Here is a 12,992-nt window from a genome sequence, read left to right as displayed (position 1 = left end):
AAGAAAAGAGCCGCTATCCCGATTAGAGAGAGACCCCTTAGTATGCGGGGGATATCGCTCTTGTAATTTTTCCGAAAGCAGCAATGTATGCGAAAAACAGCCAAAATAAAAAAGGAGAATCCGCAATAGAGCGGATCTCCTTTTTTGTTGTTTAGAGAATGATAAAATCACTCTCTGTGGATAACTTATAGCTATGATATCCACGTCCAGCTTCAGCGCCTAGCCCCTCGGGGTCAAATAACCCTCAGAGAATAAAAGGAAAGAGCGCCTTTTTTTCTCTGAGGAACATTTGCCTGTCGGGGCTGGACAAGGCGCTTGCGCTTTTGTTACGTCCAGCTTCAGCGCCTAGCCCCTCGGGGTCAAATAACCCTCAGAGAATAAAAGGAAAGAGCGCCTTTTTTTCTCTGAGGAACATTTGCCTGTCGGAGCTGACCGAGGCGATTCCGCTTTTGTTACGTCCAGCTTCAGCGCCTAGCCCCTCGGGGTCAAATAACCCTCAGAGAATAAAAGGAAAGAGCGCTTTTTTTTCTCTGAGGAACATTTGCCTGTCGGAGCTGACCGAGGCGCTTCCGCTTTTGTTCTGATTAATGATTTTCAATGGGGTCGTTAGGAATGATCATTGAAACGACAATTATCAGTATGGAGGCAACTACCCCCAATATTAAGCCTGTCTCAAGCACGAAGGGAGCCCCTGTCATTGAACTGACAACATAAACAGTCATTTCTACCAGCAGGATGGTCCAGAAGAAAGTCCAAAAGTATTTCAAAACATTCACCTCAATTCCATGCATCTATGTATAACAAATAGTTATAGAGTCCAGAAGGGAAAGTGTCATTGATCCCTTATTAAACATTTTCTGTATTATCGTACCATAAGAATGAGAAATAATAAATCATTTTCAGTTTAACAATGTAAACCTTTTCCTGGATATGAACTCTTTGTGTCTTACTCGATTTGTAATAAAGTTTATATGAGATTCTTCATAACGGTGAAAAAATTTTTTGTTTGCAAACTGCTTAGGTGCGGTTCTAAACACTCTCCCCGAAAGCAACTATTTCATGGCCCTTTTTAATACTTTAGAACAACTGACTGCTGTAGCTAAAAGGGTGCTTCCCCTTTTCATTACTCCTCTTTTGTATAAGGCTGACTGATTCAAAGTTTACAGATGGAGAAAAAAGATGAAATCCGCTGAGTTTTAACTGTTTTATAGGCTGTCCCCCATACAATGAAGGAATTTTTCCATAAACTATCATGACGAGTTATGTTTAGCTGTGCACAGGCACAGAAAACCATCATTATAGCTTCGGAAGACAGCTTTATAAAAGGGGATTTTTTAAATGAGCCAACGAATTTTCACCATCGACAATGAACATTGTATAGTACATTATCCTTTCCGCCCAAACGGTTTTGCCGTACTGATTATAGGAGATGTCAATCATTATGTAGATGAAAAAAGCAGCTTTTGGATTCAGCAGGAGACAAGACATTCGATTATCAGTGCACTTACCGAAAAAGGATACATTGTTTTTTATTCCAACTTATATGGAGCAAACTGGGGAAGCGATAAAGCCGTTGGTTTGACCCAGCGTCTTTACCATTATATTAAGAGGAGGGAAATCATTAACGAGAAGATTCATATTCTTGCAGAAGGAATGGGGGGGCTGTTCGTCGAAAAGCTGCTTTCTTCAATGGGAGATCAAATACGTTCTGTGGTGATGCTGACTCCATGCATCTCCCTGTATGAACATTTTTCACAAGAAAAAGAACAAAAGTTTTTTTATAAGAAACTTATGAAAGAAATCACGGTGGCTTATAACTTAGAAGAGCAGCAATGTGAGGATGTGGTTAACACAGGTGTCCATGCGGGGAGAGACCTCAAGAAAACCGATAAACCACTTTACACCATTCAATCAATCAACTCTTACCGTTATAAAAATCAGTTTCCCCTCATAAATGATATATATATAGAACGAAATACTAAACATCTCCCTGGAGAGATATATATCATTCTTCCAGAAAAGAAACATAAAGCTTCCTATAAAATCATTTCATACTTTTCAGCACATGAACAACTTTAAACTGGAAGCGAGGAGGGATTGTGAAATATGGAAAAAGCGATTATAACAGGTGCCACGGGGTTTTTCGGTTTTGAATTGTGCCTGGCTATGCTGGAGGAGGGTTTGGAAGTGCTGGCAGCCGATACTGCAAATGAAGCAGGAGAAAGGTGGCTCGAGGTGGGAAGAAACTCAAATATCACTTACCAGCCCCTCCACCAACTGATTTCAGAGAGAATTTCCAAAGCTTCCGTCTACATTAATTTATATGATTATTTTACAGAAAGGAAGAGGGGTGAAACGCTGGCGGCTATCACCGGGTTTATTGAAAAAAACAAAAAAAATTTCGAAGATGCAACGGTATTGCTTCCAACTGTGCTTTCCGATAGAGCAGGGAAAGATGAACTTTCTGACTTTCTTCAATTTATGGAAGAGCAAGATATGACCAATCTCTCTTCAATTTATATCCCTACTCTTATTGGACCAAGACAGCCTGAAACCTTTTTATTTCAGCAGTTGATATCTAAATCAAATAGGGATGCTGAATTCGTGGATGATCCCCGTTCCGCTATTTATGTTAAAGATGCAGCTCAGGCCGTACTCCACCACGGAAGGAATTTAAACAGCCTCCTTTTTCTTTCTGAAGAAGAGGACAGCTGGAAGAAAAGCCTGAATCTGTTAAAGAAGGCTGTACAAGACAGTGGAGAGACGCTGAATCATATTGACATCGTTCCCGACACATTGATGCATGTCAGTGTGAAAGCAACTTTGTCTTTTGAAGAGGTACTCGAGCTTCAGAAGAGTCCCTGAAAGACCACCAAGTCAACTTTTTCTTTTCTTCATGCATAAAGCAAGGTAAAATAGAAGAGTCAAACCCTTGCCGGCCAATCGATTCATTGCAGGGGATTCGCAAATATCTGCGAATCAAGATGTCATCACTAAAAGGCTCACTTTGAAGCAAGCAGAAGCCGGCGGTTGGATGACATCCTTAAGGAGTTGCTATAATGAAGAAATTAATTTATTTCCTGACTTTGATGCTCTTATTGACTGGATGTTCAGGGCAAAGTGATAAGAAAAGCCTTCAGAACGTCGGTCTTCTCGTTCCTGAAACGATAAGCGACCAAGTTTGGGGAACGAAAGGATATAAAGGGTTACTAAAAATACAGTCTCAATTTGGAGTGGATGTCTTTTATAAAGAAGGAATAAAAACAAGGCAGGCTGTTGAACAGGCAGTAGCGGAGTATGATAAGAAAGATGTCAACTTGATTTTTGGGCATGGCCAGGAATATGCCTCCCTTTTCAATGACTTAGCCTCAGATTATCCTGACATGCATTTTGTCAGTTTTAATGGCAATGCCAGCCAGCCGAATACTACCAGTTTAAAGTTTGAAGGATACGCTATGGGGTTCTTTGGCGGAATGACGGCTGCCCATGAATCAGAAACGAAAAATATCGGAGTTGTCGCTTCTTATGCTTGGCAGCCGGAAGTGAAAGGATTTATTGAAGGTGCTGACTTTCAGGATAGCAGTGTTGAGGTGACGGTTGATTACACGGATGACTGGGATCATACAGAAAAGGCCATGATACTTTTACATACTCAATTAAGAAAAGGCGTGGATATCGTTTATCCAGCTGGAGACGGATATAATATTTCAATCATCGAGAAGCTGAAGGAAAAAGGACTGCATGCAGTTGGTTATGTATCGGATCAGTCCGATATGGGTGAGTCAACGGTCCTCACCAGCACTGTGCAGCATGTGGACAAACTTTATGAAGTAGTTGCGGAAAGATATTCTAATGGTAAACTGAAATCAGGAAATATACCCTTTGATTTCCAGGACGGCGTCATATCCATGGGGAAATTCAGCCCGGAGGTAGATGAGCAGTTCCGTGAAGTCATCGAAAGTGATATCAGTCATTATATTAAGATGGGGGAACTCCCGCATGAAAGAAAGGATGAGTAGGGATGCAAGATAAGAATATGGAGTTTATGCAAATTGCTATGAAATACCTGCCAGAAGCAAAAGAACAATTGGAGCAGTCAGGGATTGAACTATCTATAGACATGATCCAGCCCTTCATGACCCTTTTTACACAGGTAATGAATGAGGCTTACGAGATGGGATATAGAGACGCACAGGAAGAAAATAAATAAAAGCTCTTTTCGTAAACTTTGTTGCTATTCTATACTATTTTCAAAGAAATTACCTTATTACGAAGATGAAACCTGGCAAAACCGAAAAAAAAAGAGCTGCTCTACCCGTTTAGAGTTAAAACTCTTAGTATCCGGGGATATCCGAAAGCAACAATATATGCGAAAACAGCCTAAATAAAAAGCTGAAGGACGGAATCCCCATGGATTTCGTCCTTCTTTCTTTAAGAATGGGTGCTGTCTGGTGCGTTCTAAAGTGAGCTGAAAACTAAAACAGAAGATCCTGTTAAAGAGCACTAAATCTTCAGATCGTAAACATGATGCAGTAAACCTCCCCTTTTAACAACATCAAGCTAAAAAACCAGAAGAATGATGTTGTAAAGAGGCGGTATAAACAGCATCACCTCCTGAAATCGAGAACATGATGATGTAAAAACTCGCGTTAAAGAGCACTAAATCTTCAGATCGTAAACATGATGCAGTAAACCTTCCCATTTAACAGCATCAAACTAAAAAACCAGAAGAATGATGTTGTAAAGAGGCGGTATAAACAGCATCACCTCCTGAAATTGAGAACATGATGATGTAAAAACTCGCGTTAAACAGCATGAAATCTTCAGATCGTAAAGATGATGCAGTAAACCTCCCCATTTAACAGCATCAAACTATAAAACCAGAAGAATGATGTTGTAAAGAGGCGGTATAAACAGCATCAACTTCTAAAATTGAGAACATGTTGCAGTAAACCTTCCCATTTAACAACATCAAACTAAAAAACCACCAGAATGATATTTTGAAAAAGGCAGTATAAACATATAATCTGAACATCAGTAATAAGATGCCGTACAAACTATTGTATAGAAAGCACCAATTCAAAACTTAGAATCTATGCTGCAAATAAACCTGACAGCTCTGCATCTATAAACAGAGTTAGCAGATATGCGGGCATTAGTTGATACTCCCTTATAGCTATACATATTAAAGAAAGCTATTCAGGATTTCGTCCACTTGGTTATGAGGGGCATGACTTTGTGAAAAAGTGGCTTTAGATCTGACACTGCAATCATCAAATTTTCAATATGCGACATAAGATCTACATTTTCTTCCGATTCTTCTTCGTTAACATCTTCAAGACGATCTTCCTTTTCATCAGTCTTGGGTTCTTCTCTTCTTCCCATTACCATGACATCAAAGGGATGCGGGCGATTTTGTTTCTGCTCCATATACGATTCTCCTTCCTGTAAAATAGGACTCTATTACAAATAGAGTATGTGCATCGGCCGTGCTTGTATAGACAAACGCATAGAGGCCTCAAAATATAAAACTGTTGCAACAAAAGTTGATTTTCGTTAAAATTAGTACCAAGTCATAATAATTGATATAAATATTAAGTATAAGCTTAATTTTACAGTATACATACGCGGCAGAAGATCTTGGCTTTCATCTTATGCTGCGGCAATAAAACCGGAAAGAAGGGACTAAATATGAATGCTGGTGTTATCGGGATTGGGAGATATCTGCCTGAAAAGGTTTTAACAAATGCCGATTTAGAAAAAATAGTTGATACATCAGATGAATGGATCCGTACAAGGACTGGTATTGAAGAAAGAAGGATTGCCGGGGATGATATGGATACCTCGGACATGAGCTATGAAGCGGCAGTCAATGCCATCCGGGATGCCGGCATTTCTGCGGCTGAAATCGATTTAATCCTGGTTGCTACGGTTACACCTGACCGTCCGTTCCCATCTGTTGCAACCATCCTTCAAGAGAGGCTGGGGGCCAGTAAAGCTGCGGCAATGGATGTAAGTGCGGCATGTGCGGGATTCATGTATGGAATGATAACAGCAAAACAATTCATTGAAAACAAAGCTTATAAACATGTTCTGGTGGTTGGTGTTGAAAAACTTTCCAAAATCACCGACTGGAATGACAGGAATACAGCAGTCCTCTTTGGAGATGGTGCAGGAGCTGTAGTCATGGGACCGGTTTCCGAGGGAAGAGGGATTCTTTCATTTGAACTAGGTGCCGATGGTTCCGGCGGCAAGCATTTGTTTCAGGATGACGCCTTTATCTATATGAATGGAAGAGAAGTTTTTAAGTTTGCTGTAAGGCAAATGGGAGAATCCAGTATCAATGTTATCGAAAAAGCGGGATTAAAAAAAGAAGATGTCGACTTTCTAATTCCTCATCAGGCGAATATCAGAATCATGGAAGCTTCAAGGCAGCGTCTTGAACTTCCAGAGGAAAGGATGTCCAAGACGGTTCATAAGTATGGAAATACTTCCGCTGCTTCCATTCCTATTTCACTGGTGGAAGAGCTGGAAGCCGGCAAGATAAAAGATGACGATATCCTGGTGATGGTAGGGTTCGGCGGAGGATTGACCTGGGGCGCGATTGCCCTCAGATGGGGCCGGTAATGGATCTGAAGAGCATTTTTACTAATATATATTTCTTCTATGACCAAAAAAAGGAGATGGAATGAAGTGACAAAGCGCAGAGTAGTAGTAACAGGATTAGGTGCGGTAACACCGCTTGGTAATGATGTTGAAACCACATGGTCAGGTATCCTGGAGGGGAAGAGCGGAATTGGCCCGCTGACCAGGCTGAATGCAGATGAATATCCTGCAAAAGTGGCGGCAGAGCTAAAAGGATTTGATCCTGAGCAATATGTTGAACGGAAAGAAGCGAGGAAGATGGACCGCTTTACACAATATGCAGTGGCGGCTTCCATGATGGCAGTGAAAGATGCAAACCTTGAAATTACAGAAGATATAGCCAACCGAGTAGGAGTTTGGATTGGATCGGGTATCGGCGGTATGGAAACCTTTGAAAACCAGTTTGAGACCTTCCAGAAGCGGGGCTACCGCCGAGTGAGTCCTTTCTTCGTCCCTATGATCATTCCTGATATGGCTGCGGGGCAGGTGTCCATTCTGCTGGGAGCCAAAGGAATCAATTCATGTACTGTGACAGCTTGCGCCACTGGAACAAATTCTATTGGAGATGCTTTCAAAGTGATTCAGCGCGGAGATGCAGATGTTATGGTGACTGGAGGTACTGAAGCACCGATTACTAAAATGTCTATGGCAGGCTTTTGTGCCAATACAGCATTATCCACAAACGAGGATCCAACCAAGGCGTCCCGTCCTTTTGATGCTGGGAGGGACGGATTCGTAATGGGCGAAGGAGCTGGAATCGTCATTCTGGAAGACCTTGAACACGCACTTGCCCGTGGAGCAAAAATCTATGCTGAGATCGTAGGGTATGGATCCACAGGCGATGCACATCATATTACTGCTCCAGCACCAGGAGGAGAAGGCGGGGCAAGGGCGATGAAAATCGCCCTTGAAGATGGAGGTCTTTCCGCTGAAGATGTGGACTATATTAATGCCCATGGAACAAGCACTCCTTATAATGATAAATATGAAACAATGGCAATCAAGGAAGTATTCCATGATCATGCTTATAAATTGGCTGTCAGTTCAACAAAGTCCATGACAGGCCATCTGCTGGGTGCAGCAGGCGGAGTAGAGGCTATCTTCTCTGTCCTGGCTCTGCAGGATGATATCCTTCCACCAACAATCAACGTTGAGACGCCTGATCCCGATTGCGATTTGGATTATGTTACAGAAGGGGCCAGGAAATCGGAAGTGAACGTGGCTATGAGCAATTCACTTGGATTCGGCGGCCATAATGCAACTATTGTATTTAAAAAATATAAATAATTCTCCAGACTGTTTCATAAGGATATAGAAAAATCCTTATGAAACAGTCTTTTTTTATTTCGTTTTTTCTGGAAATTTGCTGATAGCGATATAAATAACTCTAAAAAACTGTGTTCATAGCAGCTTCCTTGAAAAGCAAGAAAGAGTAACTGCTTTTCCTTATCTGCCACAGGGGAATCCAGCTTTAATAAAACATAAAAATAGCCCTTCACAAAGAATGGGCAGTTAGAATATTTCTTATGAGTTCTGCTGCCTCTCAGAAAGTGATGTTGTTCTTTTGTCATTCATCGAAACAAATAGAATGAAAGAAGAAACTTATCAGCAGGATTTTTCGAATGATGAAAAAGGGGGATGTTTAATGGGAGTTATTGAAACTAGTAAGTGGCTGGATGACTATGCTGAGGAACCTGAGAAATTACTTATGAAAAAAGGAATCACAAGTAAAGAGGCAGCCGAATTGTACAGTTATCTGAAATCTTTTGGAATGTACACGCCTTCCTTATATACAAAACAATTGGTTCTCTCTTTGAAGGGTCGCAATGCCTGGAAGAAGGTTAATCTATTTTATAAAAAGTACCGGGCATTATGGAAGGGACCCTCGATACCGGTCTATATATTTCCTGTGCAAGCTTCCAGGGGAATCTTCAGCAGCGGTTTGAAAAAATCGGGTGTGTCCTTCAAAGAGGAAATTTATTTATTCCTTTCCGATGAAGAAGATGAAAAGGAATGGGAAGCTTTATTTGTCCACGAGTATCACCATTGTACTCGGATGAATCTATTAAAGAAGAACCCTGCTGAATATACATTGATGGACTCCCTTATATTCGAAGGGCTGGCAGAAGATGCTGTGAAAGAATATTGCGGTGATCATTATGTCAGCGAATGGACTAAAAAATATAGTGAGCTTCTTCTTCGAAAGTTATGGAATCAACACATTAAAAATGAACTTCACTTAAGAAAAAATGACTCCAGGCATGATCAGCTTCTGCTGGGAAGAGGAAAGTATCCAAGCATGCTTGGATATGCTATTGGTTTTTATTTAGTAGGTAAATTCAGAGAGAAAAATGAAATGTCTGCAAGACAAATGATGATTCTTGATTCTAATCGGTTTATTGAAGATGAAAAAGCAGGAGAGGATTGAAAAGGATGAACGATTTATTCAGTCTCTTTTCGTAAACTTTGTTACTAATCTCAAAAGACTATTACGAAGATGAAATCTGGCAAAACCGAAAAGAAAAAAGCTGCTCTTCCCCGTTTAGAGTTAAACTCTTAGTATCCGGGGATATCCGAATGCAACAATATATGCGAAAACAGCCTTTATTTAAGATACAAGAATGCTGAATAGTGTAAGCAAGAGTCTTTGATCAGTATTGCAAAGACTCTCTAAGGAAAACATCGCAACTTTTTTGTGCGTACAAACTTTCAATGGTTTTTTCTTCCGTTTTGAATGTTCATATATTCTAATTTCTTATCATAGAATGCTAGTACATGGACAAGCAGAAAAGGTGAGAAAAATGAATATCTTGAAAATCTGGACGGTAAGGGCGGAAGGAATGATGTTTCGAGTATTTATATTATTAATTGGATTTGGATTTTCTGTATCTGGCGGAGTGACATTGATTATGTACCTTAACTTTCTGGCTGCTGGATTGTCTTTTCAAGACTATTTTCTTTTCATATTAGGAAGGGTAGAAAGTTATCTTTTGCTGGCAGGGATCTTTTTAATAACTATTTCGATCTATTCTCCTGCTAGAAAGAGTTAATATCTACAAAATGAATTCGGTATTAGTTAACGCTTATTCTAGAAGTTATAATAAATCTCCAGCAGGCTGATAAATATTCTAATAAATCCTGCCGCAAAAATGAGCTTTACAAGGAATAAATTGGGTGTTGATTGCCTATACTGATTGACAAATAGGCTGAAGCGAGGGGTCAATCATGCTATATCTTCATGACGTATGGGTAAATTGGTTTGAAGGTGAAGAAAACGGTTACAATATTTGTCATTTTCATGAGTGGAGGAAAGAGGATGTTATTGAGCTTCTCGACCAGGTTCCTCTTATCAAAGTAACTCCTGAGTTTTTCCATTACATAGAAAATGACTTGTCAGAACTTCCTCAGTCACTGCTCAATGATATCTACCAAAAAGCATATCTGCGTAAAAATCATGAAAGAATTCAGCTGGAGTATTGTTTTATTGTCACGGATGGAACAGGCATACTGGCTGTTGATACAATCGGCTATTCCATCCCAATCAGAAAAAGCAGAATCATCCCGCGCCAGGAACAGCTGGTATATGAAATGACAGAAGATCAAGAGCCATACAGCTATAATTTCCTGCAGGAAAAATCAGATAAGGATTATCATATTCTTTCTCCTAAGCCGACGATCATGAGTGGCTTGACCAGAAGGGAAAGACAATTGAAACAGTTGATGTTCATGGCACTTGATCAGCTGCATTCGTCAAAGAATACAGCGGAAATCAGGTACTGGTGTACAGAGTGGACACCTGAAAATTATGAAAGAATACAATCGCTGGACTTTGAACAAGCGTGGCAGAGCCTTTTTGAAGAAACAAAAGAGGGGTGGACAGACAAGCATTTGCTTTTCTGTGAAAATTTAATAAAAGGACAGCCATTTTTTGAAAAACTGTGGGAAATGGAAAATCGTCCAAAAGTGAACTAAAAGGCAGCCTTTGGGGCTGCCTTTTATTCTGTATAACGGCTGTTTAATACTGGCAGCCAGCAAAGTTCTATAGAAGAACGCTAATTTGGTATTTAAATCTGCTGCATATTCAAGTTTTCATGGCTTAAACTAGAATTGATTTAAAAAAGGCAAAAGGGAGCTGTTCAAGCTCCCTTTTGCGTACTCTCTATCTTTTTCTTCCTAGTCCCATAGCTTTTTCCATCTTCTTAACCATTTTATTAGCGGTAAAATTGGCTTTCTCTGCACCTTTATCAAGAATTTCATCAAGCTCTTCTGAATCAATAAGCTCATTATATCTTTGCTGAATAGGAGCCAGTGCATTCACAACAACTTCTGCAAGGTCTCCTTTGAAGTCTCCGTATCCTTTTCCATCGTACTTTTCTTCTAAATCCCCGATACTCGTATCAGTAAGAATAGAATAAATAGATAGAAGATTGGAAACTCCCGGTTTTAGTTCTTTATCATATTTTACAATTCCATCAGAATCTGTCACGGCGCTTTTAATCTTCTTTTCGATTTGTTTAGGAGTATCTAAGAGAGTGATAAATGCTTTTTGGTTAGGATCTGATTTGCTCATCTTCTTCAATGGATCTTGAAGGGACATCACCCTTGCTCCAACTTTCGGAATCCTGACTTCCGGTATAGTGAAGATATCATTGTATTTCTTATTAAATCTCTCTGCCAGATCCCTGGTCAATTCAAGATGCTGTTTCTGATCTTCCCCGACAGGAACAAGATTTGTTTTGTATAGCAGGATATCCGCAGCCATTAATGGAGGATAAGTAAGCAGTCCTGCCGACACGGCCTCTTTTCCATGAGACTTATCCTTGAATTGAGTCATCCTTTCCAGCTCTCCTATGTAAGCGACACATTGCAGCATCCAGCCAGCCTGAGCATGGGCAGGGACTTCGGACTGAATAAATAGTGTTGATTTATCAGGGTCGATTCCGCTGGCTATATAAAGAGCAGCCAGACTTTTAATGTTCTTTCTTAACTCCAGCTTATCCTGGGGAACCGTTATAGCGTGCTGATCGACTACACAGAAATAACAATTGTAGTCCTCCTGCAGCTCTGCGAATTGCTTAAGAGCTCCAATATAATTGCCTAAGGTTATCGTACCGCTTGGCTGTATACCGCTGAAAATAGTTTCCATTTCCATTCCTCCATTCAAAAAGTTTGTTTCTACTAGTATAAGTAAACATAAAAAAATCCACCCGTCCTAAATATGAATAGGGACGAATGGATTATTCCGCGGTGCCACCCTAAGTTGCCCCGGAAGGCCGCTTGGTCCATGTAAACATGGTGCCCGGATATCGGCGGGCTGCCGTCTTAAGCTACTTTAGTTCACTTATGATGCTCGAAAGTCCATTCCATACTTCGGTTGTTTGTTCGCACCGGCCACAAACTCTCTGAAAAACCAAGATATATGTACTACTCTTTGTCATCGCATAAATATTATCCAGAAATGATTATAAAAGAATTCATAAACCAAAATCAAGTATAGAAAAGGTAGGAGACAACAAGATCGGCTGCAACCGCGATGCCTCCGCTTAACAGTAATGGCATAGTTAAAGGGTAAGTGTCCCTTTTATTAAATTCTTTGTAGGCCTCACTTGTATCATCCATATCATCAAACTGGGCTATGTAGCTTCCTTCTTTGCTGCTTTTGCGAAAACGCTTAAAAGCATATTGAATTCCATTGAAGAAACCCGATTCGACGACTTTCATCAATCCGCCGATAACCAGGAATCCCATTCCGATAAGGAAGGAGATATTGATGATGCCAAGAAAGATTTCATCCTGGGAGAAAAATGATATAACGGCAGAGATCAGAAAGATTGTTAACACTGCAAAAAATACTTTTTTCAATTAATTCACCAACATTATTTTTTTTTTAGTATAACGAATCCCACGGGGTTATATCAAGATTTTTTAAATATATATTCATTATTGACGCAATTTCACAAAGGGTAGTTTTCTTTCAATTCTGACACTTCCCTATTAGTTAGAAGACTAAAATGCCCTCCAAAGAAAAGAAGTGAAATAGTTATATGAAATAAGCATTCATTTTTTTGCATAAACATAAGAATAGAGACACTAATAGACGGCGTATTATATATGCATATTTTGGTAATTTATACTCAAATAACGCCAATTGTAAAGATTGTAATAGAAAGAATTCAAATTAAAATGCGTCTAAACCATTGATACATAAGGGTTTATAAGGTGATGTGTCAATTTTGCAAAAAAACTGTTAAATTAATATTGCAATAATTTCTGTATGTTGTATAATAGAAAACGAATCTTCTGATAAATCGGAAGATAAATAAATATGAAATACGAGGAGGTCAATT

The 12,992-nt window shown here is 39.8% G+C and carries 13 protein-coding genes and 1 other annotated feature; of the genes, 9 read left to right on the top strand and 4 right to left on the bottom strand.

Annotated features, from left to right (window positions below; genetic code table 11):
• Nucleotides 1-584 precede the first annotated feature (584 nt).
• The gene (locus tag FZC79_RS03100; protein WP_397541097.1) at nucleotides 585-776 is read right to left on the bottom strand and encodes a YjzD family protein; all 192 of its coding nucleotides are present in this window, start codon (nucleotides 774-776) and stop codon (nucleotides 585-587) included.
• A gap of 562 nt (nucleotides 777-1,338) precedes the next feature.
• Here FZC79_RS03100 and FZC79_RS03095 point away from each other — a divergent pair.
• From FZC79_RS03095 to FZC79_RS03080, 4 genes are all read left to right on the top strand, one after another.
• The gene (locus tag FZC79_RS03095) at nucleotides 1,339-2,079 is read left to right on the top strand and encodes a hydrolase (RefSeq protein WP_148945393.1); all 741 of its coding nucleotides are present in this window, start codon (nucleotides 1,339-1,341) and stop codon (nucleotides 2,077-2,079) included.
• A gap of 27 nt (nucleotides 2,080-2,106) precedes the next feature.
• Complete coding sequence (locus tag FZC79_RS03090) at nucleotides 2,107-2,865, top strand: hypothetical protein (RefSeq protein ID WP_148945392.1); 759 nt, start codon at nucleotides 2,107-2,109, stop codon at nucleotides 2,863-2,865.
• A gap of 191 nt (nucleotides 2,866-3,056) precedes the next feature.
• Entirely contained in the window at nucleotides 3,057-4,019 is a 963-nt protein-coding gene (locus FZC79_RS03085; protein WP_187442624.1) for a BMP family ABC transporter substrate-binding protein, read from the top strand.
• Nucleotides 4,020-4,021: 2 nt separating this feature from the next.
• On the top strand, nucleotides 4,022-4,210 hold the full coding sequence (locus FZC79_RS03080) for a ComZ family protein (protein ID WP_148945390.1): 189 nt from the start codon (nucleotides 4,022-4,024) through the stop codon (nucleotides 4,208-4,210).
• Between the two features lie 989 nt (nucleotides 4,211-5,199).
• Here FZC79_RS03080 and FZC79_RS03075 read toward each other — a convergent pair.
• Nucleotides 5,200-5,430, bottom strand: a complete 231-nt coding sequence (locus tag FZC79_RS03075) for a hypothetical protein (RefSeq protein ID WP_148945389.1) — start codon at nucleotides 5,428-5,430, stop codon at nucleotides 5,200-5,202.
• 261 nt (nucleotides 5,431-5,691) lie between these two features.
• Here FZC79_RS03075 and FZC79_RS03070 point away from each other — a divergent pair, with 261 nt between their 5' ends.
• The 5 genes from FZC79_RS03070 to FZC79_RS03050 all read left to right on the top strand — a co-directional run bounded on the left by FZC79_RS03070 (nucleotide 5,692) and on the right by FZC79_RS03050 (nucleotide 10,617).
• The gene (locus FZC79_RS03070) at nucleotides 5,692-6,627 is read left to right on the top strand and encodes a beta-ketoacyl-ACP synthase III (protein WP_148945388.1); all 936 of its coding nucleotides are present in this window, start codon (nucleotides 5,692-5,694) and stop codon (nucleotides 6,625-6,627) included.
• 66 nt (nucleotides 6,628-6,693) lie between these two features.
• Nucleotides 6,694-7,932, top strand: a complete 1,239-nt coding sequence (gene fabF / locus FZC79_RS03065; RefSeq protein WP_148945387.1) for a beta-ketoacyl-ACP synthase II — start codon at nucleotides 6,694-6,696, stop codon at nucleotides 7,930-7,932.
• A 358-nt stretch (nucleotides 7,933-8,290) separates the two neighbouring features.
• Nucleotides 8,291-9,073 carry a DUF2268 domain-containing protein gene (locus FZC79_RS03060; RefSeq protein WP_187442617.1) on the top strand — a complete coding sequence of 261 codons (783 nt, stop codon included), beginning with the start codon at nucleotides 8,291-8,293 and terminating at the stop codon, nucleotides 9,071-9,073.
• A 373-nt stretch (nucleotides 9,074-9,446) separates the two neighbouring features.
• Nucleotides 9,447-9,695, top strand: coding sequence for a hypothetical protein (locus tag FZC79_RS03055; protein ID WP_252183226.1), 249 nt, complete (start codon nucleotides 9,447-9,449; stop codon nucleotides 9,693-9,695).
• A 175-nt stretch (nucleotides 9,696-9,870) separates the two neighbouring features.
• Nucleotides 9,871-10,617, top strand: coding sequence for a YjbA family protein (locus FZC79_RS03050; protein WP_148945385.1), 747 nt, complete (start codon nucleotides 9,871-9,873; stop codon nucleotides 10,615-10,617).
• A gap of 187 nt (nucleotides 10,618-10,804) precedes the next feature.
• Here FZC79_RS03050 and trpS read toward each other — a convergent pair whose 3' ends face one another.
• Nucleotides 10,805-11,791, bottom strand: a complete 987-nt coding sequence (gene trpS / locus FZC79_RS03045) for a tryptophan--tRNA ligase (RefSeq protein ID WP_148945384.1) — start codon at nucleotides 11,789-11,791, stop codon at nucleotides 10,805-10,807.
• Nucleotides 11,792-11,866: 75 nt separating this feature from the next.
• Nucleotides 11,867-12,092: a binding site (T-box leader), on the bottom strand.
• 40 nt (nucleotides 12,093-12,132) lie between these two features.
• Entirely contained in the window at nucleotides 12,133-12,507 is a 375-nt protein-coding gene (locus tag FZC79_RS03040) for a DUF3899 domain-containing protein (RefSeq protein ID WP_148945383.1), read from the bottom strand.
• Between the last annotated feature and the right edge of the window lie 485 nt (nucleotides 12,508-12,992).

This window comes from Rossellomorea vietnamensis (assembly GCF_008180615.1).
Lineage (GTDB): Bacteria > Bacillota > Bacilli > Bacillales > Bacillaceae_B > Rossellomorea > Rossellomorea vietnamensis_D.
Note: the sequence above shows the minus strand (reverse complement) of the source record. Positions and strands in the feature narration are given on the sequence as shown.